The sequence below is a fragment of the Paenibacillus rhizophilus genome (genome assembly GCF_003854965.1).
GTDB lineage: Bacteria > Bacillota > Bacilli > Paenibacillales > Paenibacillaceae > Paenibacillus_AQ > Paenibacillus_AQ rhizophilus.
Map to the genome: position 1 here is coordinate 239,723 of NZ_RQPI01000005.1, position 23,850 is coordinate 263,572.

18 protein-coding genes and 1 other annotated feature (1 of these 19 running past the window's edge) are annotated in these 23,850 nt (G+C 52.8%); of the genes, 9 read left to right on the plus strand and 9 right to left on the minus strand.

What is annotated here, in order from left to right:
* Positions 1-55 precede the first annotated feature (55 nt).
* The 3 genes from rpsT (at position 56) to EH198_RS11900 (ending at position 1,882) form a co-directional block, all read left to right on the plus strand.
* The gene (gene rpsT, locus EH198_RS11890; protein WP_124695755.1) at positions 56-328 is read left to right on the plus strand and encodes a 30S ribosomal protein S20; all 273 of its coding nucleotides are present in this window, start codon (positions 56-58) and stop codon (positions 326-328) included.
* Positions 329-512: 184 nt separating this feature from the next.
* Positions 513-1,106, plus strand: coding sequence for a TetR/AcrR family transcriptional regulator (locus EH198_RS11895; RefSeq protein ID WP_221621516.1), 594 nt, complete (start codon positions 513-515; stop codon positions 1,104-1,106).
* Positions 1,107-1,120: 14 nt separating this feature from the next.
* Complete coding sequence (locus EH198_RS11900; RefSeq protein WP_124695756.1) at positions 1,121-1,882, plus strand: glycosyltransferase; 762 nt, start codon at positions 1,121-1,123, stop codon at positions 1,880-1,882.
* Positions 1,883-1,907: 25 nt separating this feature from the next.
* On the opposite strand, the gene holA is transcribed toward EH198_RS11900, so the two are convergent.
* Positions 1,908-2,939 carry a DNA polymerase III subunit delta gene (holA, locus tag EH198_RS11905; RefSeq protein WP_124695757.1) on the minus strand — a complete coding sequence of 344 codons (1,032 nt, stop codon included), beginning with the start codon at positions 2,937-2,939 and terminating at the stop codon, positions 1,908-1,910.
* A gap of 216 nt (positions 2,940-3,155) precedes the next feature.
* Between holA and EH198_RS11910 the strand changes: the two genes are divergently transcribed.
* Positions 3,156-5,858, plus strand: coding sequence for a tetratricopeptide repeat protein (locus EH198_RS11910; protein ID WP_185702852.1), 2,703 nt, complete (start codon positions 3,156-3,158; stop codon positions 5,856-5,858).
* An 88-nt stretch (positions 5,859-5,946) separates the two neighbouring features.
* Here the strand turns inward: EH198_RS11910 and EH198_RS24360 are convergent, their stop codons facing one another.
* The 3 genes from EH198_RS24360 to EH198_RS11920 are packed head-to-tail and all read right to left on the minus strand — an operon-like array spanning position 5,947 to position 7,996.
* Positions 5,947-6,174, minus strand: a complete 228-nt coding sequence (locus EH198_RS24360; protein WP_148091500.1) for a hypothetical protein — start codon at positions 6,172-6,174, stop codon at positions 5,947-5,949.
* 44 nt (positions 6,175-6,218) lie between these two features.
* Entirely contained in the window at positions 6,219-7,451 is a 1,233-nt protein-coding gene (locus EH198_RS11915) for an anti-sigma factor family protein (RefSeq protein WP_124695759.1), read from the minus strand.
* Positions 7,448-7,996, minus strand: coding sequence for an RNA polymerase sigma factor (locus EH198_RS11920; RefSeq protein WP_124695760.1), 549 nt, complete (start codon positions 7,994-7,996; stop codon positions 7,448-7,450). The genes EH198_RS11915 and EH198_RS11920 overlap by 4 nt, the downstream gene beginning before the upstream one ends.
* A 987-nt stretch (positions 7,997-8,983) precedes the next feature.
* On the opposite strand from EH198_RS11920, the gene EH198_RS11925 reads away from it, so the two are divergent.
* Positions 8,984-9,937 (plus strand): sugar kinase, encoded by a 954-nt coding sequence (locus EH198_RS11925; protein ID WP_124695761.1) that lies wholly within the window; start codon positions 8,984-8,986, stop codon positions 9,935-9,937.
* A 123-nt stretch (positions 9,938-10,060) separates the two neighbouring features.
* Here the strand turns inward: EH198_RS11925 and EH198_RS11930 are convergent, their stop codons facing one another.
* Positions 10,061-11,083 (minus strand): LacI family DNA-binding transcriptional regulator, encoded by a 1,023-nt coding sequence (locus EH198_RS11930; protein WP_124695762.1) that lies wholly within the window; start codon positions 11,081-11,083, stop codon positions 10,061-10,063.
* Between the two features lie 282 nt (positions 11,084-11,365).
* Between EH198_RS11930 and EH198_RS11935 the strand changes: the two genes are divergently transcribed.
* The 3 genes from EH198_RS11935 to EH198_RS11945 are packed head-to-tail and all read left to right on the plus strand — an operon-like array spanning position 11,366 to position 15,873.
* Positions 11,366-12,355 (plus strand): LacI family DNA-binding transcriptional regulator, encoded by a 990-nt coding sequence (locus EH198_RS11935; protein ID WP_124695763.1) that lies wholly within the window; start codon positions 11,366-11,368, stop codon positions 12,353-12,355.
* Between the two features lie 22 nt (positions 12,356-12,377).
* A complete protein-coding gene (locus tag EH198_RS11940; protein WP_124695764.1) occupies positions 12,378-14,117 on the plus strand; it encodes an ABC transporter ATP-binding protein in 1,740 nt (579 codons plus the stop codon).
* Complete coding sequence (locus EH198_RS11945) at positions 14,071-15,873, plus strand: ABC transporter ATP-binding protein (RefSeq protein ID WP_124695765.1); 1,803 nt, start codon at positions 14,071-14,073, stop codon at positions 15,871-15,873. The genes EH198_RS11940 and EH198_RS11945 overlap by 47 nt, the downstream gene beginning before the upstream one ends.
* Before the next feature lie 101 nt (positions 15,874-15,974).
* On the opposite strand, the gene EH198_RS11950 is transcribed toward EH198_RS11945, so the two are convergent.
* The 3 genes from EH198_RS11950 to EH198_RS11960 form a co-directional block, all read right to left on the minus strand.
* Positions 15,975-18,677: a ComEC/Rec2 family competence protein gene (locus tag EH198_RS11950; RefSeq protein WP_124695766.1), complete on the minus strand. Its 2,703-nt coding sequence runs from the start codon at positions 18,675-18,677 to the stop codon at positions 15,975-15,977.
* 162 nt (positions 18,678-18,839) lie between these two features.
* Entirely contained in the window at positions 18,840-19,358 is a 519-nt protein-coding gene (locus EH198_RS11955) for a deoxycytidylate deaminase (RefSeq protein ID WP_124695767.1), read from the minus strand.
* 104 nt (positions 19,359-19,462) lie between these two features.
* The gene (locus EH198_RS11960; protein ID WP_124695768.1) at positions 19,463-20,059 is read right to left on the minus strand and encodes a ComEA family DNA-binding protein; all 597 of its coding nucleotides are present in this window, start codon (positions 20,057-20,059) and stop codon (positions 19,463-19,465) included.
* 154 nt (positions 20,060-20,213) lie between these two features.
* Here EH198_RS11960 and comER point away from each other — a divergent pair, with 154 nt between their 5' ends.
* Positions 20,214-21,056: a late competence protein ComER gene (gene comER, locus EH198_RS11965; protein ID WP_124695769.1), complete on the plus strand. Its 843-nt coding sequence runs from the start codon at positions 20,214-20,216 to the stop codon at positions 21,054-21,056.
* Positions 21,057-21,284: 228 nt separating this feature from the next.
* Here the strand turns inward: comER and leuS are convergent, their stop codons facing one another.
* Entirely contained in the window at positions 21,285-23,732 is a 2,448-nt protein-coding gene (gene leuS / locus EH198_RS11970; protein ID WP_124695770.1) for a leucine--tRNA ligase, read from the minus strand.
* A 67-nt stretch (positions 23,733-23,799) separates the two neighbouring features.
* Positions 23,800-23,850: a binding site (T-box leader), on the minus strand; it runs 239 nt beyond the window's last position.

Sequence of the window (23,850 nt, forward strand, 5' to 3'; positions counted from 1 at the left end):
TTTAAGTTGTGAATCATTTTGATGATTTCCGAATGCCTTACAGGAGGTGAATGCAATGCCAAACATTAAATCCGCGGTAAAACGCGTTAAGACAACGGAAAAACGCCGCGCGCTGAACGTTTCCCAAAAGTCCGCGCTTCGTACAGCTGTTAAAGCTGCCGACCTCGCGCTGGAAGGTACGGAAGTAGAAACTGCCAAAGCCGCTTTCCAAGTTGCTTCTCAGAAGCTGGACAAGGCCGTAACGAAAGGTCTGGTTCATAAAAATGCGGCTGCCCGTAAGAAATCCCGCTTGGCTAAGAAACTGAACGCTCTTTCCGCTCAAGCGTAAGAGCTTCCATAACAAGCAATTGAAGAACCTGACCGCTCCCGAACGATGCGGTTCAGGTTTTTTTGTTTTTATTTTCCCCCTATCCTTCCATTCACAAACTCTTCACTGGACATATTTCGATGGAAAATATATCCTCTAAACATACCGAGCGTTCGGTATGTCAATGAAAGGAGGCATCCCGGGTTTGACTGCTAAACAACGTGCCTATGATTCGGTTCAGACCAAAGAAACCATACTCCTGCATGCCAAAGCCCTATTTTCGAAAAAAGGATACAAGGGCGTTTCGATCAGCGATATTTGCGCGGCGGCGGGTCTCAGTAAAGGAAGTATCTATCATCATTTCAAGAATAAAGAGGACCTTTTTGTCCAGTTGGCCGAACTATCGTTCGCGGATTCCTGGAAAGATTGGGACAGCCGCTCCGTACGGTTTTCTTCAGCGACCGACAAGCTGTATGCTTACAGCGAGCTTTATGCGGACAACGTAGATCTTTCGCTTACCAAAGCCGGCGAGGATTTTATGGCGACCACCGGGGCCGATTCCGCTGCGTTTCAACAATTTGGCGCCATTCTTACAGACTATGTGCGGCGTTTCGAGGATATTATTCGAGAAGGAATCGAAAACGGAGAATTCAAGCCGGAGGAGCCCGGCGAAATGGCTTTTGCCCTGCTCAGCTCTTATTCCGGGTTGGCGAACAACTCCCGTTATCTGGACAAAGAAAATGTAAGACGGCTATTTCGCAAGATGACGGACATGCTGCTTGACGGCATCCGCAAATAGGAGATGAAATCTTAATGGAAACAATGTTTACCGGGCCGGAGGAAGAAACGGAAGAGATCTTGTTCTCCGTCCTGATTCCCGCGCATAACGAAGAAAAGTATATCGCAAAATGCCTGGACTCCATTGCTGCCGCCTCGGAGAACTGCGTCGGCCGGGTTGAGGTCATTCTTATTCTGAACCGCTGTACCGATAAGACGGAAGAAATCGCAAGCTCGTATAACTGCGTTATTGTACACGACGACCGCAAAAATTTATCGCAAATCCGAAACAGCGGGGCGGCGGCTGCCAGAGGAGAAATTGTCGTGACAATCGACGCGGACAGCCGGATGACGGCCAACATGCTCTCCGAAATCGAGTGGCTTCTTTCCACAGGAAAATACATAGGCGGCGGCACCACCGGGAGATTCGAAAGGATGAGCCTTGGTATCGTCGTATCCGCACTGGCGCTTCTCGTGCCGATGGCCATCAAATACGGAGCGATCTCAGTCGGTATATTCTGGTGCCGCAAGAGCGACTTCGACGCCATCGGCGGCTTCAATGAAGATATGCTGATGTCTGAGGATGCCGACTTTGCCCGGAGGCTCAAAACTCACGGAAAGCGCTGCGGGAAAAAATATGGGACGTTGACCAAAGCCTATATGATTACCTCCTGCCGAAAGTTCGATCGAGAAGGAGACTGGTTTCTTGTCAAGCATCCGAAGCTGATTCTCGCCTACTTGAAGGGTACCGACCTCCGGCATGCGGACCAGGCCTATTACGAGAACCAAGGAAGATAGTCTTCACCGGGAGCGGACCTAAACCCTAAGCCGGTCTTCCGGCACCAAGCCGCAGCATGAACAGCTCCAGCCCCAGCACCTTATCGATTCCGCCCGTCTTCATCTGGTAATCCAAATCGGCCAGGCGGCTCAAAATTTCTCTAAGCTGTTCCCCGCCGAACTTGCGGGCCTGCTCTCCGGCCAGCTTGACGGCATAGGGATGAAGCCCGAGCTGGGAGGCGATTTGCCCCTGGGAATAGCTCTGTGCCGACAAGTCCTTGACCTGCAAAATAATCCGGAACTGCCGCGCGAAGAGCGCGGCGATCTTGATCGGCTCCTCCCGCTGCTTCAGCAGTTCATGCAGCGTTCCCACGGCCTTGTCCAGCCGCAGGTTTGCAATATCCTCCACCAGCGTGAACACATTCTGCTCCGTTCCGCGCGGCACCAAGCTCTCAATAGCCGCCGTATCCACCGTTCCTCCGGAGCCTGCAAACAGGCACAGCTTGTCCATCTCCGCTGTCAGCCCCTGGAGTCCCGTGCCGGCGCTGGCGATGAGCGCCTCCGCCGCGCCGTTTGCGGCTGTGCAGCCGCGGTCGCGGATGCCTTTCTCCACCCAGCGGAGCAGTTCCTCCGCGCCAAGCGGGTTGAAAGACAGCACGGTGCCGGCCGATTTCAGCGCCTTGACGATTTTTTTGCGCTCATCCAGCTTGTCGCTGTTCACCAGAAAGACGACTACGCTGAATTCGGCGGGACGCGTTAAATACTCCTGAAGAACATCGACGCGGTGCTCCAGCTTGGCGTTATCCTTGCCCGCCGTAAACAACGAGGCGTCCCGAACCACCAGCAGCTTGCGGGGCACCATAAACGGCACGGTCTCCGCCTCTTCCACTACCGACTGCACCGGCGTCTCGGATAGGTCGAACGGAATCACTGCGAAATCGCGGTCCTCCTTCGCAATCAGCTCGCTCTCCAAAAAAGCCGCAAATTCGTTCATGCGGAATTTTTCGCTTCCATATAAACAATAGACGGGGGAGAAATTCCCCTGCTTGATTTCCTTGGCCGCCGTTTTGGCATCCATGCTGCGCCACTTCCTTCTTCATATCTGCCGTAATCTAGAGGTTCTATTGTGACCATACCCTTCTATTATACTTAATAACCCTTCTGCATGTACATGGCGGCGAATGCGACAGACAGATATGTCACAGCCACAAAAATATAGTGAATCTCTTCGGAAAGAATGGTACTATATTCAAAATATGCAGCCTACTATTACCTGGAAATTGAGGAGATTTTATTGAGTATTGACCAGAAAATATTAGAGAAGATAAACGAAATATTTTATACCGACCTGGAAAAATGCCTGAAAAAGCTCAATAAGCGCATTCACCTGAAGCTGTTCACCCTTGTGCATGACGGAAATGGAGGCATCGCCACGCGGATCCGCGTCAAGAAAACGGTCTCGCTAAACGATGACAAAAACAGGTACTCGATAATCCAGCATAACTTCCCCAGCTTGGAAGATGTCTGCGAGGAACTGCAAATTGCACCGCTTGCCACCGAGCATATTTCCAGTCCGGACGGATTAAAGGATTACTTTGAACAAAGACCTCATTTTGCTTTTAGGGGCATTAAAGAAAAAAAAGATTCAGGAACGAATATGGACGGGGATGTAGTACCCGCGACTTTAACTAATCGGGAGAACTGCATTTTGTACTCCAACCATCTAAGCCTCAATTCCAATGGTAAATCCACTGAGATATCATACATTCTGGAAATATGGAATGTGGATCCCGTGTCCCGCAGCTTGTTCTATGAGAACCCCGACTATTCCTATCTGCGCATGACTTTGGACTATTTCTGCCAAGACTATTTCGCCGTTGACGTCCTCTTGAGAACCGGTACAGACCCCGACAGTGGTTTGAACAGCAAATATAATGAGAATCCGGTATTGTTCAATAGAAGAATTGCCCGGCTGTTCTTTGGGAAAATGCAGCAACGTCTACTTGAAGCCGAGGGAAGCGAATCAACCGATTATGAAAACGGCCAACCTTTCAGCCACACTTACTACATCAATAATCTACTGGAATATATGGACGACATCTCCGGTTTGACATATGAGAACGCCAACCCATTCGGTTCTATACTGTTCATGCACAGTTCAACAATTCTTCATTCCCGTTTTATTCGTTTCAGCATCCGGTTCAAGGAAAGCGGCCGCATTTCGCTTGAGGATTCCAGACGCATCCGCAAGCTGCTGGAGCTGACAAATGGAGACAGGGATCTTTATCTCATTGCCGATCACAGCCATATTTACGGCCTTGGAGAAGCAAACTGGAATTTCCAAAGAGATGCGCTTGTTCTTCGTCTGGACTTTCGCGGACTGTCCAAGTTCAGACTGTCGTTGATTCGCACAGACGAGGAGCGGTCCAAGAGCGGAGCCTTGATGGTGGAGGACGAGCGGAAATTTTACAGCTACGATCTTGCCCTTATGGAGCACACTCTCCTGTCCGTAACATCCAAAACGCCGAGATTGGGTGAAGAAGGCTACAGTTCGGAGAGGTTTGTCAATCTTTTGCAAAATGTATTTTGGAATAAAGAAATGAATGAAACTGTCAAACTTAAGAGCAAGGTCCTTGATCTCATTGTCCGCAAAGCCCGTGAGCAGAAGCATGGAACCATGGTCGTCATTGCCGAACCGGAAACGGCAAGAAATGAACTGGAAATTTTGCAGAAGCAGTCCACACTGATTGATCCCAACCCGATCAACCCAGAGCACATTCAATTTCTGACCTCCATTGACGGGGCCATCTACTTCGATACCAGCGGTCATTGCCATGCCATCGGAGTCATTCTGGACGGCATTGCCAAAGTGGACATCGGCGATGCCAGCCGAGGCGCCCGGTTCAACTCCGCCCACCGCTATCTTCAAAAACTTAAAGACGACGGTGCCAAGAAGTGCGTGATAGCCATAATATCCGAAGATGGAATGGTCAATTTGATCCCAGAAATTGAAAATGAGGAACAATTGCTGACGATTACCTATGAAATCATTAATTTGATAAACGACAAGAATTCAGATTTCGATAGTTTATCCGAAAAAGAGGACATATTGCTGAATTCCTCAATCGCTGATAGCGAATGGCTGCTTCAGGTAGGAGTGGCTTACAGCCAACTAGAAAATTATGGACGAGCTTTGGTTTTTATGGAACAGGCCTTGGAACAGGCTAAAAACGAGTTTGTCTCCTCTTATCTCTACAATTATTTTGGTTATTGTTTAGTGCAAAATCATTTCGAGGAACAAAATGATGGCTTCAAACTGGAAAAAGCAATAGAAATGTTTGAAAAGGCTGTAAGTACCCCTGATAAAGAAGAAGATATTAATGTTTACTACAGTAACCTTGGAATGACTTGCAGCTTTTTGGCCTCTTACTATAATCAAGGAATACCTAAGAATCTAAAACAAGTGGAAAATTATTCAGAAAAGGGAATTGTTTCTCTGACTGAAGTGATCAAAATAAAAATTCAAGAATCAGTTGCTGTTGAAAGTTACATCTATACCAATAGGGCAAAATGCTTTAGTGATCTAGGAAAGATGAAAGGTAATAAAGAGAAGAAATTAGCTTTATTCCGAAAAGCAATTGCCGATTACAACCTTGCTATAGATGCAGACCCTAACGACGAAGACATTTATTGGGAGTTATCATTGATTCTCATTGATCTGAAAGAATATGTAGATGCCGCCAAAAGATTGATTGAGGCATTGAATATTCAGAACGAACAAAAGTATTGGGACAAACTGCTGCCCCTCTTTGATATAGAACCTAAACTTGTTGCCGAGGCTGTCTCTCATTACAAGGAAATAACCGGAAAAACAGAAGTTCCCGAACAGTTGAAACAACCGTTTGAACTCTATCGCAGCCAACTCGAAACAAACGAATTGGAAAGCGCAACGGCAAAGGAGCAACAGCAAAACCTAGAGAATACAGATACAGACTAATCCAGAATCTTTATTGTAAGGCCATATGTCACTAAGAAAAGGGCTGCACCAGAAGGTGAATTTCTGGGACAGCCCTTTGCCATACAGATCACCAATCCGGCAGCATGTCAAACTGAAGGAATATATCACTGACATTACGGAATCCTTTAAAAAAGCAAAAGCGGAGAAGCCCCGGCACCCATGCCAAAGCCTCTCCGCCCTTACGCGGCTCATCTATATAAACGGCGGGACGGGAAGCCCTAGAAACTTCCTTGCCGCCGGTCATACCGATGTCTTCTGCGGGGAACTGCCGCTCCATGACAATTCCTGTCCTCATACTTCATTGTATTCGGCAACTCCGCAAAACGTGCCAACTTTTCACTATTTTGTTGAAGCTCCCGGCGATGAAGACGGCGATGGAGACGGAGATGCCGGCGCTGCCGAAACCGACGGGGTGGCAGACGGGTCCGGAGTCTCCTGATGTACGGTATAAGCGCTGTGCTGCTCTTTCCCTTCCACTGCCGTTATATAAGAAAACTGCCGGCTGTCCGCCGTCCATTCTCCCGATACCCATGTTCCTTCAAAGGGAATCGTATCAACAGCCTGTCTTCCTTCTGAACCATCACCTGCGGCGCGGTAAATAACCAGTTTCTGCCCGTCGATCACCGCGGTATACAGACCGTTGGGTGACGTCCAGGACGGGGAACCGGGCGGAGTCTCCATAGGAGCTATGCGCATAATCCCCATATCTCCGCCTTTATAGGCAGGCGCTTGCAGCGACATTGCCGGATCGCTTGGACTATCGGCCTTATCGGTCGGACCTGCTTCCTGCGATGCAGGCGTCTTGGCGGATGGTTCAGGAGATGCCATTTTCTTGGAAATCCCACTGCGATTCTTATTTGGCGACACACTCTTCGCAGGCGCGCTTGCCCGGCCGTCCGGCGTTCGTTCGGTTGGAGCGGCTGTGTCCGGCGCAGAGCCGCCGCCCTGTGCAGATTGCCCGCCGTCAGTCGGCGAAGAACTTCCCGGTGCATCCATGGTCGACATTCCGGTATCGACTGGCGTGCTGTTCGCTTCTCCTCCCGACGAGGCTCCGGCTTCAGCGCCAAAAGTTGATCCCGTACCGGCATTTGCTCCGCCGATGTCCGCAGCCGAATCATTGCTCCGCTTTTGCTCCGCACTGCTGTTCATAATATCGTCCACCTGTGCGCCCGGCAGCTTCTCCGGCATATTGAAAAGCGCGATGCCGAGCACCACCGCCGCAGCGGCTGCGCCTATTCCGAAACGGGACGCCAGGGAGGAATTCCGGTTCTTGGCCCGTGACGCCTTACGGCTCATCGGCTGCACCTGCTGTTCTTCTGCGGGCAGGGCTGCCATAACGTCAGCCTCCCGGTCGATGGCCTCAAGCTTTGGTTGAATCGAATCCACCAGACTGAAAGGCGGGCTTACGTCGGGGAGCTGCTCCAGTTCTCTAGAGAGCGCGTTCAACCGTTCGAACAATTCCGCGCAGGAAGGGCAATTGTCGATATGACGGAACATTTCAAGACTCTCATCCCGGCTTAAATCATGATCTAAATAACGGTGCATCCATTCAATCACCTCCGCGCAGTTCATCCCGATACACCACCTTTCTGATACTCCTGAAGTCTGTTTTGCAGCTGCTGCCTCGCCCTGAACAGATAAGATTTCACCGTATTCAGCGGCAGATTCAGGCAGTCCGCAATCTCGTTGTAAGAAAAATCCTGCAGATAGCGCAACACGATAACCGTACGGTGATGCTCGGGCAGCTGGTCGATCGCTTCCCGGATATCCTCCGCCAAATAGGAGGACAGCACTTCCCGTTCGACATTTTGCTTGTCTTTGAATACCAGTTCATGCTCGTCAATGGAAACCGTCGGTTTTGTCTTTCTGAATTTATCAATGCATATATTGGTCACGATCCGCTGAACCCATGTTTTGAACTGGGCCTTCTCCTCATAGGAGCCGATTTTGGTGTATACCCGGATCAATGCCTCCTGCGAGGCGTCCAGCGCATCCTGTTCATTATGCAAAATGTAAAAGGCCGTCTTGTACACCTGGCCTTCAATTTCTCGCAATAGGGTGATTAGAGCGTCGCGATCGCCCGATTGAGCGGCTCTGATGAGTCCCTGCTCCACCACGAAGGTTCCCCCTCTCTATGCAATCTTACTGACGCGCAAGATCGCTTAATTGTTGCAATCTGTAACAACATTTTGGAATACCAGATTTTGATAACTGCGGCATTGGAATAGTAAGCGTTTCAATTAAGAGCCTGTTTTCAAGGCGCACACTTTTCTAAGCATACAAGGAATCCTTAAGGCAATCAAACGTTCCGCAACCCAATTTTATTACAAAAATGACATAATGCGCCGCTTTTGAGCTGCGCGTTTGCCCCTTGTGGAAAGATTCGGATAAGCGCACGTCAAAAAGCCGCCTCCCAAGGAAAGTGGCCCGATCGAAACCGGAATTATTTAACGGAGTTTGCACGCTTCCGACATGCGGAAAGCATCATCGGCATTGTCCGCACGGATGACGGGTTTCGCTATCATAAGTCTTTGGTATTGAAAGACTGAAAATATTTTTTTAAGTCCTGCCTATATAATTCTGTGTAGGTATCACTCGTGTACTCTGTAATCACACTTTGCCAAAAAAGAAGAGCAGGTTGAATAAAAAAAGGATTCCATCGAGGGTCTTGCCAGTAGTGTTCCAAATTAACATATCAATTCGCCTAAAACGGATGATTTCCTTTTCATTTCATTTTTGGATTTTTGTTGAATTAATTAAAAGCTTTTTCAATCGTATACTTTCTCTCGCATTAGAGAAAAAGTTTATAATTCAGATAAAATATTTTATCTGAATTTAGTAATATATTAATGAAATAGACAAATAAAATAGTTATAACAATTACATAAGGAGTCAATTTCTTTTTAAACCGCTCCAGTAGAAAGTATTTAAATCAGGGAAAAATCGTTGATATATAAAGATTTGTTTGACTATTATCATCGTTTCTTCGAATGATTCAGCGAATCCAAAGTTCTTGTCATTGTACAAAACCGATTTATGTGATACCTTCAAAACAAAGCATAACAAATCCAGGATGATTCCCTATACCCTAGGAGGTGCCCGCAATGAATAAACGATTGGACGCAGTGACTTTCGGAGAACCGATGGCAATGTTCTACGCCAATGAGACCGGACCACTGGACGAAGCGATGTCTTTCTCCAAAGCTATGGCCGGAGCGGAGAGCAATGTGGCTGCCGGCTTGTCGCGGCTGGAGCATAAGGTCGGTTATGTAACCAAGCTTGGAGAGGACAGCTTCGGAACATTCATTATGAAAGCGCTAAACAAAGAAGGCATTGATACCTCCAGCGTCACTTACTCAAGCGAAAACCCGACCGGAATATTAATCAAATCGAAGGTAACCACCGGCGACCCCAAGGTGGAGTATTACCGCAAACGCTCGGCGGCTTCCACACTGGGACTTGCCGATTTTGACGAGACCTACTTCGCTTCGGCGGGACATCTGCACGTTACCAGCATTTCCTCGGCACTCTCCCGGGAATGCCACGAGTTCTCGATACACGCCATGGAATTCATGAAGCGCAGCGGCAAAACCGTATCGCTCGATCCCAACCTGCGCCCGTCTCTTTGGTGTGATACCAAGACAATGGTGGACACGATCAACGATCTGGCCGCCCGATGCGACTGGTTCCTCCCGGGCCTCGGCGAAGGCCGGATTCTGACCGGACTTACATCACCGGAGGAAATCGCGTCCTACTATCTGAATCTGGGCGTCTCTCTGGTTGTCATCAAGCTGGGACCGGAAGGCGCGTACTACAAATCCTCCGATTCGGAAGGCTTTGTGCCGGGATTCAAGGTCGATCAGGTCGTTGACACGGTGGGCGCGGGCGACGGCTTTGCCGTCGGTGTGATCAGCGCGCTGGTGGAGAAACTCACCGTGCCGGAAGCGGTGAAACGGGGCAATGCCATCGGTGCTTTGGCGGTCATGTCGCCGGGTGATATGGATGGGCTCCCGACCCGGGAGCGTCTAGAACAGTTCATGAATGCGGGCGCGGTATGACCTGAACGCTTCAATTTGAACGCTCCAACCGAATGATTGGACCTGAATGCTTTAATTTGAACACAAGGACATCTCTCCGTAAGAACGGACGATGTCCTTGGCTTTTTTATATAAACCGTTTTATTAAGATTTTGGCGCGGATTGAACCGAATGCCCCTGCTGAAGGGCCGGGGTAAAACGGTAGGTTATCGGCACGGAAGAGCCAGTGTCTTCTATGCCGGCGAGGATGATTTTGGCGGCTTGCATCCCCATTTCATACGCGGGCTGGCGGATCGTCGTAATCGCTGGGTTGTAGATCGTTGCAAATTCCGCGTCGTCGATGCCGATGACCGATAAGTCCCGCGGAATGGACAAGGCATGTTTATTCGCATACTTCAGCATTTCGGCAAGCGCGATATCGTTGGCCGCCAGCAGGGCGGTCGGAGGCTGCGGCAGAGACAGCAGACGCTCAAGCGCTTCGGACATTCCTTCCCTGTGGGCGCTGCACACATACTCCTCCCGCCATTCCTGCCCCGCTTCCTCGACCGCCTTCCGGTAACCGCTGACCCGTTCCTTACGCGGCGTAATCGCATAGCGTCCGACGGGCAGCGTCAAAAGGGCGATCCGCTCATGACCGTACCGGATAAATTCTTTAAAGGCCGTCTTGACCGCCATCTCATTGTCCAGCAGCAGGCTCTGTGTCGCGATTCCCTCCATAACCCGGTCCAGGAACACCAGCGGATACCGTTCGTCAAGCAGGCGTTGATAAAGAGACGGATTGTCCCCTGTGGGAAAAACGATCAGGCCGTCCACCTGCCGGGCCATCAGTGTTTCGATGTATTTGGTCTCCTTATCCGGATTCTCGTCCGCGTTGCATATAATCACTTGATTTCCGCTGAGCTGAAGCTCGTTCTCAATGGCATGGATGCACTGAATGGACAGTGAATAATTGATATCCCCCACGACGACGCCGACCGTGTTCGTCCGGTTCCGTTTGAGCCCCCGGGCCAGGCCGTTCGGCTGATAATTCAGTTCGTCGATCACCTCGGAGATCCGCTTCCTCGTCGCCTCGCTCATATACTTATAGCGTTTGTTCAAGAACTGCGAGACCGTGCTTTTCGACACGCCCGCCTTCTGCGCCACATCTTCGATTGTAAACTTTTTCATCTTGTTCCGCTCCATACATCGACTTAAATAACAAACCTTTATCAAAAGTATAGCTTTTTTTTAGTAAATTTACTACAAAAGGATCTTCATGAACGCGATGCCTCATTCACAAGATGAACGTGGGTGCGCTACGATATCTTTCTTTTTTTCATATACTTAATTTACGCAAAAAATACATTTGTTTTTCGTTATTTTTTTCGTCAAAATTCCATAAAAAGTGTTATTATAGTAGCTGCACACAGATTATGCACCAGGATACAGCGCACGAAGCGGGGGATTGGATTGAAAAATAAAAAAGTAACGATTACCGATATTGCCGAAGCTATGGGCCTCTCGCCGGTATCGATCAGCCGAGCCTTGTCGGACCAGACTGGCATCAGCGACGAATTGAAACGGAAGGTCGTCCAAAAAGCGGCGGAAATGGGCTATGTCAAATCAAAGAGGAATGTGTCCGCACGCATTCTCGTACTTCATCAAACGCCTTACCGCGAAGATAACAGCAATTTCAGCCACATGATGCAGGGGATCGAGAAGGCGCTGCAAAAGGAAGACGCCGACTACAGCATAGAATTTCTGGATAAGGAAACCCAGAACCGAATGATCCTTCCCTACCGGCTCAGCAAGGGCTTCGTCTTCGACGGCGTCATTTTGATCGGCAGGTTCAACCTGGACTATGCCGCATTGATCAACGAAAAGATACCGAATTTGATTTTTCTTACCGGTTACTCGCCGGCTTACGACTACGACAGTGTGTGGTTCAGCTTCATCAATGCCGGTTACAAGCAGTGCCAGTATTTAATCGACAGGGGCCACACCCGGATCGGCTTTGTCGGCAACCGGAAAGTTTACCGGAATAAGGAGAAACAAAACGGTATTGCCTTCGCGCTCGAAGAGAACGGGCTGCCTGTCGACGAAGCTCTTTTTTGGGAATCGGATGAGGACTGCTCTGCGAAATTGCGAAATCTGGTCGCGGACAAACGGCTGCCGACCGCCTTTATTTGCGATCATGATTTCACCGCTATCGAATTCATCCGTGCGCTTCATCAGCATGATATAAAAGTACCGGACGATGTCTCGATTCTCAGCAGCGGCAATACGGAAGTCTCCGCTCTAGCGCAGCCTCCTCTAACCACGATGGATTTAAATATCGAGTACTCTTGCCGGGTGGTTGTATCCACTCTGCTCAAACGGATTGCCGAACCCGGCAAACCCGCCGAAAACATCGCGGTACTGAGCACTCTCGTGGAAAGGGAATCGGTCCGGCGCATTTGACTTGGCATAAGGTGGGATGATTATGAAGGCTTTTTTTCTGCTGCGGTTCTTCAAGAGCCGCAAATTCAGTTACGCCGCCGGCTTTGCATTTATGTTCGCCGCTTCGTTTATCCAGACGCTTTTTCCCAAAGTGCTCGGCAGCTCCGTTGACCTGATGAAGGAGAGGGGCTTTGCGCTTCACCCGGTGCTGATGAATGTGCTGTGGATGGTGCTGATCGCCTTCGCCGTCTTCGTTTTCACCTTTTTGTGGCGGAATATGATTATCGCGAATGGGCGAAATTTGGAATGCTATATTCGGGAAGAGCTGTTCCGTCATTTATTGACCCTGTCTCCCGCGTTTTATGGAAAGCGCAAAACGGGCGATCTGATCGCCCATGCCATCAACGACATTTCCGCCGTTCGCATGACGTTCGGACCGGCCACGGCGATGTCCTTTAACGGTATCGTGATTTGCATTTCCTCCATTTATTTTATGTTTGCCGCCGTGGATGCCCGGCTTGCTCTTCTGACGCTCGCGCCCCTGCCGTTCATCATCGCTCTGATGCTCTACATTGGCCGCAAGATCCAGAGCCGGTTCCGAATCGTTCAGGATCAGTTCGGGCTCGTATCCGACAAAGTTCAGGAGAATATTTCCGGTATCCGGGTGATCAAAGCGTATGCCCAGGAGCGTTCCGAAATAGAAAAGTTCGGCGCGTTAAGCAGCGGCATGGCCCAGTCGAATGTAAATCTTATCAAGGTATCCGCCGCGCTTCCCCCATTGATCGAATTCGGATTTGCGGTTTGCTTCGTGATCAATCTGTTCTACGGAAGCCGCATGGTGATGCGGGGAGACATAAGCGTCGGAGATTTCGTGGCGTTTAACGGATATTTAAGCCTGATCGTCAGCCCCATCGTGTCCATAGGAAGAGTCGTCACCATTTTCCAGCGCGGCATGGCTTCCCTCGGGAGGCTGTATGACATTATGAGCGTCCAGCCGGACGTCACCGATTCCCCGCACGCTCTGCGGCTTCGCCCGGAAGGCGAGATCGAACTGCGCCATTTAACCTTCTATCATGACGGCGCCCGCGTTCCCGCGCTTTCGGATGTCTCGCTGCGGCTTTCCAAAGGACGTACGCTGGGCATCATCGGACCTACCGGCGCCGGCAAAAGCACGCTGGCCGCTCTGCTGCTGCGGCTGTACAATACGGAGCCGGGGCAAATCCTGCTGGATGGCCGCGATATCGGCGATTATTCGCTTACGTATTTGCGGGAAAGCTATGCTTTTGTGCCGCAGGATACTTTTGTATTTGCTTCCTCAGTCAAAGACAATATCGTATTTTTCAAGGACACTTACGGCGATGAAGAGGTTGAGGCGGCTTCCCGGCTCAGTCTTATCGCGGACAGCATCTCCCGTTTCCCGGACGGTTACGATACCCTTCTTGGAGACCGCGGGGTCAATCTTTCGGGCGGCCAAAAACAGCGGATGGCCATCGCCCGCGCTCTGATCAGGAATCCTGCCGTCCTCATTCTGGACGATGCGCTTTCGGCGGTCGACACCGTCACGGAAGGGCGTATACTGGAAAGCCTGCGCCGGGCGCGCAAAGGCAAAACCAATATTATCATCTCGCACCGGATTTCCGCCTTGATGGAAGCGGACGAAATTATTGTCCTGGATAAAGGCTTCATTCGCGAACGCGGGACACATGAAAAGCTCCTGAAGAAGGGAGGAATGTATTATGATCTCTACACGGCTCAACAGGAAGACGGCCAACCCCAGGCTTGAGAAGAAGACGACGTCCGGTCCGGTAAAAGAACTGCTCCGGCTGTCCGCGCCGTATGCCGCGCCGCTCACAATTGCTTGTCTCTGTGTGGTCATTGTAAACGCAGCTTACCTCGTTCAACCGCTGATTCTTCAGCGGGTAATCGACCACTTCCTGATCGGGCATGCCGCTCCCCGCGGCCTTGATTCCATCGGGGGTATGGCGCTGCTGTATCTTACCGTTTCGGCGGCAGGCGGTGTCTTCTCATACATTCAGTCGCTGCTCGTCGCCAGAGCGGGACAGGGTCTGATTCATAACCTGAGGGTCAAGGTGCTCTCGATTATTCAGCTGCTCCCTCTTTCCTATCTGGACCGGACACTGCCCGGCAGGCTCATTACGCGGGCGACCAACGATACATCAGAAATCAGCGATCTGTACACCGACGTTGTCGTTATGCTGATCAAGGATGTACTGCTCCTTGGGGGAATCGTGTACGTTATGCTTTCGCTCAGCCTGGAGCTAACACTCGTTTCTTTCATCGTTATTCCGGTTATCATCTTCCTGGTCGTCTATATCAAAAACCGGATTCAAAGGAACTTCTTTCATATGAAGCATTTCATCGGCAGAATCAACGGCTTTATCGCGGAGAGCATCTCCGGAATGCGGGTAATCCAGATTTTTCGCGCGGAACGAGAGAAGGAAGCGCAATTTCTCGAACTGAACGGTCAATATTTCGCAACCACACTGACCCAAGTGCGGCTGAACAGCATCTTGAAGCCCGCCTCCGATCTGTTTCAAAACCTTTCCATCGCCATACTGGTCTGGTACGGAGCGGGCAAAATCTTCGGCGGCTCGCTGCAAATCGGCGTCCTATATGCGTTCACTACGTACATTAAGCAGTTTTTCGCGCCGATCTCCGATCTTGCTGACAAATATACTTCGATCCAGTCGGCGCTTGTCTCCACGGAACGGATTTGCGAGCTGTTCCGGGAACAGGACCGGCTAGAAGCTCCTGAGGAGGGACTCCCTGTAGAGAGGCTGGACGGAGCCATCGAATTCAAGCATGTATGGTTTGCATATAACGATGCCGACTGGGTGCTGAAGGACGTAAGCTTTGTTATCAAAAAAGGCCAGACCGCCGCCTTTATCGGCGAGACCGGTGCAGGCAAAACGACGATCATCAGTCTCATTAACGGCTTCTACCGTGTGCAGAAAGGCGAGATTCTGATCGACGGCATCAACGTCAACAATATCCGGCTGACCGACCTTCGGCGGAACGTATCGGTCGTACTCCAGGACGTGTTTCTGTTCTCGGGCAACATCCGCGACAATGTTACGCTTGGCGACGACATCGCAGATGAAGCCGTACGGGACGCTCTGCGGGCGTCATGCGCCGAGACGTTTATCCAAGATCTTCCTGCCGGCATGAACGAGCCCGTCACGGAACGGGGGGGCAGTCTGTCCTCCGGCCAGCGGCAGCTGATCTCCTTTGCCAGGGCGCTTGCGCATGATCCCGCGATCTTCGTGCTGGACGAAGCGACCGCCAATATCGACACGCATACGGAGAAGCTGATCCAGCAGGCGGTCGACAACCTTGCGCGCGGGCGCACCACGCTGATAATCGCCCACCGCCTGTCGACGATCGCAGGCGCCGACATCATCATTGCGATGAAGAACGGCAGGATCGCCGAATCGGGAGACAGCGCGGAACTCTTGAAGCGGGGCGGATATTACGCGAAGCTGCTGGAGGAAAGCCGCAGCCATGCCGCATCCTGCTGAAGGTTTTTTACAAGCGAGGCGGCGGGAATGGGGCGATCCGCCGGGAAGGTTAATCATCCGGCGGGTATGCGGGAATATAGCGGGAAATGCGGCGATCCACTCTAAGGAGCGGGGGATTTTCCTCCCCCCGCTTCGAGCATATGCCTTACCTCAATATCCCCGTGATAGACCCGCATTTGGATCTCCCCCTGCCGGTCGGTTCTGTATGCAACAATGCCCGCGTCTCTGAAACGTTCCAGCGTCTCTTTGCTTGGATGGCCGTACAGATTATTGACACCGGCGGAGACTACGGCGGCGGAAGGCTTCCAGTACTCCAGCCATGCTGCGCCGTTCGAGGATTTGCTGCCATGATGGGCGGCTTTCAGCACATCGACGGGGGAGGCAGTGTCTCCCGATGCCCGGATAGCCGTTATCATGCGGCCCTCACTCTCCGTATCAATATCCCCCGTAAATAAAAAGCTTCTTCCGCTCATGTCGAGGCGAAAGACGACCGAAGCCAGATTCTGTTCCTCCAGAACCGGAATTTCTTTTTCCCCCGGGTTCAGCGGCTCCGGCCACATGAAGGACAGTTTCGTCGAGTCGTCCGGTGACAGAGTCATCCCCCGATGAACGCCGTACAGCTTAACGCCTCGCTCCACCGCCGTCTTCATCAGCTTGATATATTCCTCCCGCTCCGCCAACGTTCCGTTGAACAGCAGCGCCGAGACCGGAATCTCTTCCAGAACGGCCTGAAGGCCGCCAGCGTGGTCCTGATCCGCATGTGTCAAAATCACCGCATCGAGCCGGTGGATGCCGCGCTTTTTGAGCAGGGGAACCAGCGTCTTGGCGCCGACCTCATAAGGACTGCGGCGAATGCGCCACTCCTCCTTGCTGCCGTAACTCACCGTTCCGCCGCCGTCAACGAGAATGTGGGCGCCTTCCGGCGTGGTAACCAGTATGCTATCACCCTGTCCCACATCCAGAAACCTGACGGAGCCCTCGGCTGACAGTTTCTCCGGGCGGTACCCCGTATACAGCAATAATGCGAAGCTCATAGTAAGTGCCACGGCGGTGAGACGCCAGCGAATCGTCGTTCTGGGCGGCTGTACACTGCCAGGATGCGCAGTGCCGTAATGCCGCGTCTTGGAATGCGGGTGCAGACCTTCAAGCGGCCTTGTCTCGTCTTCCGCATACAGCGGCGCATTCCGCATTTCCGCGTAATGCTTTATAACCCGCAGCAGAACGTACAGCAGCGCATAATACAGAGCGATCCATAAAAGAGATGGCGAGCGCCAAATCGTTATTCCCGCATAGCGTCCGGTCCATTCAACGGCATTAAACGTCGCGTCATTCATCATTTCAACGGCATGGGCCAGAGCCTTGGCACAGGACGGCCATATCTTGCCGAGCAGCAGCGCGGCCGTCCCTGCGGGAAGTACAGCAAAGGTGATAAAGGGAACCAGCGCCAGATTAGCCGCAAAAGACAGCAACGCAAACTGGTTAAAATAGTAAATGGTCAGCGGAAAGGAAACAAGCTGCGCAACCAGCGTGACGGCCACCGCGCTTCCGAGCCTGCGGGGCAGAAAAGTAACCAGCGGCGTGGCAAGCGGAACATAGACCATAAGTCCGGCCGTGACGAGAAAAGACAGCTGAAAGCTGACGTTCAGCAAAAAATACGGCTCCCATACAAGCATCAGCAGCGCGGATGCGGCTAAAATATGCATGCCGTCCTTCAGCACACCCATGCGCGCCGCATACAATGCAATCATGCTCATCATCCCCGCCCGGACAACGGACGGGCCCGCGCCGGAAAGAATCACATATGCCGGAACCAGCAGCAGCGTAACGGTCAGCGTCGTCTCTCTGGTGAACCTCAGCCGTGACAGAACAAACAGCAGGAAGCCCGCGTACACCGCGACATGCATTCCGGAAATGGCGAGAATATGCGTTAGCCCGAGCCTGGAAAACTCACGGTACGTCTCCGGATCGAGCTCATCCTGCATCCCGATGATGAGCCCCTTCAAATAGCCTGCGTCTTTCTTGCGGAACAGGGATTCCAATTCAGCGCCCAGCTGCGCTCTAATCTCATCGTTCCAGCGTAGAACCGTCCGAAAACTCCACGAACCGGGAGGCGAGACATCGATTTGCCCGGTCCCGGAAATTTTCAACAGCCAATGAATATGCCGGTTCCGCAAATACCCGCGGTAATCGAAGCCTCCGAAATTCCGTGCGCCGGAAGGAGACGATAGCGTCCCCTCCATTGCTACACGGTCTCCTCTTCTCCAGGAGGCCGCGACGGCGATTTCCTGCTCGGCTTGGAGCTTCAGCTGTACGGCGATTTTTTCCCCATGGGCCGGTTTGGCGCCTTCTTCGACTAGGCCGCTTGTTCCGTCCGGGCTCAGCGGCGGCGCTGACTTCTCCTCTCCACTATCGGACAGAGAACCGTCCTGTACGCCAGATGATCGGATTCCATCAAGTTTAACTGTAAAATCGACCCGATCGCCGTCCCGTTCCACGGTTGAAACAATCGTCCCCTCCGCGTAAACGGCCAGTTCTTCCATCTGAACAGAAGACATTCCAAGCGCCTCTGGGAGGATGCTTGCATTTCGGTGGTCATTCCATTCCCAGTACAATCCGCCCAAGGCAACAGTCATCCACAGCATGATCAGTTGCTTCCGGCTCCATCGGCCGGATATTATGGCCGCCGCCAGCAGCAGCGACACCCCGGCCCAAGCCATAAAAAGCCTTCCTGCGGGCAGCATGCTTGCCGCCGCGTTTCCTGCTACCCAGCAGATGACAACATAAAGCTGCGGTCTTCTTCTCATCGACCTGCCTCCTTTTCCGTCCAATCTAACTACATCGCGGAGCACAATCAGCCCCGAAAAAGGCAAAAAAAGAACCCCTGCAAACGCATAATGCGTTAGACAGAGGTTCTTCCTCCCGTTTCGGTACTTTGTTCTGAATTTCATTGATAAACTGCGTCCGCCTTAGTCGGATACGCTCAGCACCGTCTCACGCGGAGGCTCATACCCTTCCAGCCGGCGGAACTGGATGCCCTTCGAGGCCATCATCAGCCGGACCTTTTCCGTGTCCTTTGGGTAACTGCGAAAATACACGATTTCGACGACGCCGCTGTTCGCCAGCATATTCGCGCAGGTCCAGCATGGCTCGTCAGTTACATATACCGTGCTGCCTTCACGGTCAATTCGGTCCGTAAAGAGCAGCAAATTCTGCTCCGCATGGATCGTCCGGATGCAGCGCTGCTTCTTGACCATTGTCTCCGTCCCATCCACAATCTCCAGTTCATACTGCTCGGAGACCATGCATCCCTCTTCGGAGCAGTCCGGCACCCCCATGGGAGCACCGTTATAAGCCGTGCCAAGCAGCTTCTTGCCCTGGACGAGTACGGCTCCAACATGGCGGCGCGGACAGCGCGAACGGGTCGAAACCATAAAGGCGATGTCCATGAAATAGGTATCCCAATCTTTGCGGTAGGCAGTGGTCATTGTCGTTCCCCATTTTCTCCAAGATCGTTGTTCACTATTGTAGCATATCCCCCCGTCCGCGGACTATAACAACCGTCGCTTACCGAATAAGGCGTCAGGCACCGCTATTTGCTATAAAAAACGTAGGGTTTCAGCTTCTCCAGCATCTTCGGACCGATTCCTTTTACATTCTCCAAATCGGACGCGCTGTGGAAAGCGCCATGCTGCTTGCGGTAATCCAGAATCGCCTGCGCTTTCTTTTCGCCGATGCCGGGCAGGCTTGTCAGTTCGGAGATTCCCGCTGTATTGACATTGACCTTGCCCTTCGCCGAAGCCTGGTCAACCGCCGCCTCGGCTGTTGAGGCAGCCGGCTCACCGGCGCCCTGCCCGCCGCCCTGCACCGCTCTGCCGCCCGCTGTCGCGGCGTTCTCCTCCGGTGCGGTTGCGGCCTCCCAAGCGCCTTGACTGCGGCCCTGCTCCGTGCGATCTGCTGCCGCCGCGGCGTTCTCCGCTGCTGCGTCCTTCCCGGCGGCTTTCCCGCCATCCCTGTCCGGGCTGCCTTCAGCTTCTACCCCCGGCCCGCTTCCAACCGCCTGCGCCACCCGGGCGTTCAGCGTTTCCCAACCCGCTGCCCCTATATCCCGGCCGCTTCCGGCGTTCCAGAGCAGACCGCCTCCGATAATAGCTGCGGCGATTCCGCCGATTAGCTTTGTCTTTTTCATAACCGCTCACCTCGTCCTTCTTGTCTTCTGATAAATCTGTTACCGGTTTCCAGGTTTCACCTAAATATTAGGCATGAGTCCAGGACTACAATGCATACATATAACGAAGAACATTACTGCCAATGAGTAAAGCGCGAAAGGAGGGAACCACAGGATGAAAGTGGGTTTTATCGGAACGGGCAGCATGGGCGGCCTGTTGATCGACGCCTTTCTTTCTTCCGGGGGGCTTCTGGCCGGTGACGTGATTGCGAGCAACCGCAGTCCGCAGAAGTTGGCTCGGCTCGCGCAGCTTCACCCCGGGATCACGCTGGCGGAAAGCAACGGCGAGACTGCGGTCCGAAGCGATATTTTATTTTTATGCGTCAAGCCAATGGAATTTAAAGCGCTGACCGATGAAATCGGCCATTGTCTCCGCAGCGAACAAATCGTCGTCTCCATTACCAGCCCGGTTCAGATCTACCATCTGGAAAGCGCGCTGCCGTCAAAAATTGCCAAGATCATTCCCAGCATCACGCACAGCGTATACAGCGGAACCTCGCTCTGCGTGCTCGGCAGCCGGCTCGGGGAAGAAGATAGGGCGCAGCTGCTTCAGCTGATGTCCCATATCGGCACTCCGGTGGAAATTTTCGAGCATCATACCCGTATCTCTTCCGATTTTTCCAGCTGCGGTCCGGCGTTCCTAAGCTACTTTATCGAACGCTGGATTGAGGCCGCCGCGGAGGCGACCGGAATCGACCAGCTGCTTGCGGGAAAGCTAGCGGGCGAAATGCTGCTTGGAACGGGCAAGCTGCTGACCGAAGGTGAATTTACGCCGCAGGAGCTGCAGGACCGGGTCGCCGTGCCCGGCGGGATTACCGCCGAAGCGCTGAACCACCTGCGGTGCAGTCTGGACGGCGTGTTCGAGCGGCTGATCGCCACGACGCACGGGAAGTACGACGAGGATGTGGCCAAACTCGATTCGCTGTTCGGACGGGACGGGATAACCCATAGGAAATGAGGGACATCCTTGCGACATGATGGCCTTGGCCGCATAGCTTAACCGGGATATTTCGCATAAAAAGCCCAAGAAGAAACGCCTGACGGCGTCCTTGACAAACGCAAGTACGTTTCTCGTAGAAATATAAGGCCTTTTATAAGCGTGAAACTTATAAATTCTTATATTTGCAAAAAAACGCAAAAACCCCGCAGCGGGATAAACTCCCGCCGCGGGGTTTGGCGTGCTTCGCTAACCCGCTACGATATTGACCAGCTTGCCCGGAACCGCAATGACCTTGCGGACGGTCTTGCCTTCGATTGCCGCGCTCACATTCGGAAGTGCCAGCGCATGCGCCTGCATTTCCTCTTGTCCCATGTCCTGCGGAATCAGGCTGCGTTGAACGATTTTGCCGTTCACTTGAACCACGATTTCCACCTCTGCGTCCACAGTCAGCGCCTCGTCGTAACTCGGCCACTCCACATAGGAGATGGTGCCTTCATGTCCGAGCAGCTGCCACAATTCTTCACCAAGATGGGGAGCGAGAGGCGACAGCATCTGCGCGAAGTTCTCCATCGCCTTGACCGGAAGCGTATCCTGCTTGTAGGCGTCGTTGATAAAGATCATCAGTTGGCTGATCGCCGTATTGAAGCGCAGATTTTCGAAATCATCGGTCACTTTCTTGATCGTCTTGTGCCAGGTGCGCTTGAATTCTTCGGTGCCGCCGTTCTCGGTGATTTTGGCGCTCAGACCGCCCTCTTCATTTGCGAACAGACGCCATACACGGGAAAGGAAGCGGTGAATGCCTTCCACGCCGTTTGCGTTCCAAGGCTTGGTTGCCTCCAGCGGACCCATGAACATTTCATACACGCGCAGCGTATCCGCGCCGAATTCGCCCACAATCTCGTCGGGGTTGATGACATTGCCGCGCGATTTGCTCATTTTCTCGTTGTTCGTGCCGAGAATCATGCCCTGGTTGACCAGCTTGTGGAACGGCTCCTTCGTATTAACAACGCCGATATCGTACAGCACCTTATGCCAGAAGCGGGCATACAGCAGGTGAAGCACCGCATGCTCGGCGCCGCCGATGTACAGGTCGACCGGCAGCCATTCCTTCTGCTTCTCGGGTGAGCACAGCTCCTTGTCGTTATGCGGATCGATGTAGCGCAGATAGTACCAGCAGCTGCCAGCCCACTGCGGCATCGTGTTCGTCTCCCGGCGGGCTTTCATGCCGGTCTCCGGGTCGACCGTCTCAACCCAATCCGTCACGTTGGCCAGCGGCGATTCGCCTGTGCCCGAAGGCTTGATTGCGTCGACATCCGGCAGAACCAGCGGCAGCTGGTCTTCCGGGACCGTCTTCATCGTGCCGTCTTCCAGATGCAGAACCGGGATCGGCTCGCCCCAATAGCGCTGGCGGCTGAACAGCCAGTCGCGCAGGCGGTAGGTAACCTTACCCTTACCGAAGCCTTTTTCCTCAAGCCAGGCGATCATGGCAGGGATGGCCGCCGCGTTGTCAAGTCCGTTCAGGAAATCGGAATTGACATGCGGACCGTCGCCGCTGTAGGCTTCCTCTTCCAGATTGCCCCCTTGGACAACCTCAATGATGTCAAGCCCAAACTGCTTGGCGAACTCCCAGTCGCGCGTGTCGTGTCCGGGAACCGCCATGATTGCACCCGTTCCGTATCCGGCCAGGACATAGTCCGCAATCCAGATCGGCAGCTTGGCGCCGTTGACCGGGTTGACCGCATATGCGCCCGTAAACACGCCGGTCTTCTCCTTCGCGAGATCGGTCCGTTCCAAATCGCTCTTGCGCGCAGCCAGTGTCTTGTATTCCTCCACGGCCAAACGCTGGGCGTCGGTCGTTATCGACGCTACCAGCTCGTGCTCGGGCGCGAGCACGCAGTAGCTTGCCCCGAACAGGGTGTCGGGACGGGTTGTGAACACGGTCAGATCCGCATCATGCCCGTCGATGCCGAAGGTGACTTCGGCGCCTTTCGATTTGCCGATCCAGTTGCGCTGCATGTCCTTGATGCTCTCGGACCAGTCCAGCTCTTCCAGATCCTCCAGCAAACGCTCGGCGTATTCGGTGATCTTCAGAATCCACTGGCGCATCGGTCTGCGGATGACGGGATGCCCGCCGCGCTCGCTTTTGCCGTCGATGACTTCTTCGTTGGACAGTACGGTGCCAAGTGCCTCACACCAGTTCACCGGCACTTCCGCTACGTATGCCAGGCCGCGCTTGTACAGTTGAATGAATATCCACTGGGTCCATTTATAGTATTTGGGGTCCGTCGTGCTGATCTCGCGGTCCCAATCATAGGAGAAGCCTAGCGATTTGATCTGGCGGCGGAAGTTATTGACGTTCTTGATCGTGATGTCACGCGGATGCTGCCCCGTATCCAGCGCATGCTGCTCGGCAGGCAGACCAAAGGCATCCCAGCCCATCGGGTGAAGCACATTGTAGCCGCGCATCCGCTTGTAGCGGGAGACGATATCCGTCGCCGTATATCCTTCCGGATGCCCTACATGCAGACCGGCTCCCGAAGGGTACGGAAACATGTCGAGTGCGTAAAATTTAGGTTTGCCCGGTTCCTCTCCGGTCTTGAAGATGTGATGTTCTTCCCAATATTGCTGCCATTTCGGTTCCAGTACCTGCGCCCGGTAGCCCTGGGCGGCTGTATTTCCCTTGCTGTCACTCATTTCCTATTCCTCCTTGAATTGCTGCGAACCTCCAATTAAAAAAGCCCCCCATCCCTAGCGTATACACGCTAGGGACGAGAGGCTGAATTCCCGTGGTACCACCCTAGTTAGCAGGCGG

Bases quoted from the DNA above. Each gene is read 5' to 3' on its own strand.
- rpsT (WP_124695755.1), top strand. From the start codon at position 56: ATGCCAAACATTAAATCCGCGGTAAAACGCGTTAAGACAACGGAAAAA.
- EH198_RS11900 (WP_124695756.1), top strand. From the start codon at position 1,121: ATGGAAACAATGTTTACCGGGCCGGAGGAAGAAACGGAAGAGATCTTG.
- holA (WP_124695757.1), bottom strand. From the start codon at position 2,939: ATGGATGCCAAAACGGCGGCCAAGGAAATCAAGCAGGGGAATTTCTCC.
- EH198_RS24360 (WP_148091500.1), bottom strand. From the start codon at position 6,174: ATGAGGACAGGAATTGTCATGGAGCGGCAGTTCCCCGCAGAAGACATC.
- EH198_RS11915 (WP_124695759.1), bottom strand. From the start codon at position 7,451: ATGAACTGCGCGGAGGTGATTGAATGGATGCACCGTTATTTAGATCAT.
- EH198_RS11925 (WP_124695761.1), top strand. From the start codon at position 8,984: ATGAATAAACGATTGGACGCAGTGACTTTCGGAGAACCGATGGCAATG.
- EH198_RS11930 (WP_124695762.1), bottom strand. From the start codon at position 11,083: ATGAAAAAGTTTACAATCGAAGATGTGGCGCAGAAGGCGGGCGTGTCG.
- EH198_RS11940 (WP_124695764.1), top strand. From the start codon at position 12,378: ATGAAGGCTTTTTTTCTGCTGCGGTTCTTCAAGAGCCGCAAATTCAGT.
- EH198_RS11945 (WP_124695765.1), top strand. From the start codon at position 14,071: ATGATCTCTACACGGCTCAACAGGAAGACGGCCAACCCCAGGCTTGAG.
- EH198_RS11950 (WP_124695766.1), bottom strand. From the start codon at position 18,677: ATGAGAAGAAGACCGCAGCTTTATGTTGTCATCTGCTGGGTAGCAGGA.
- EH198_RS11955 (WP_124695767.1), bottom strand. From the start codon at position 19,358: ATGACCACTGCCTACCGCAAAGATTGGGATACCTATTTCATGGACATC.
- EH198_RS11960 (WP_124695768.1), bottom strand. From the start codon at position 20,059: ATGAAAAAGACAAAGCTAATCGGCGGAATCGCCGCAGCTATTATCGGA.
- comER (WP_124695769.1), top strand. From the start codon at position 20,214: ATGAAAGTGGGTTTTATCGGAACGGGCAGCATGGGCGGCCTGTTGATC.
- leuS (WP_124695770.1), bottom strand. From the start codon at position 23,732: ATGAGTGACAGCAAGGGAAATACAGCCGCCCAGGGCTACCGGGCGCAG.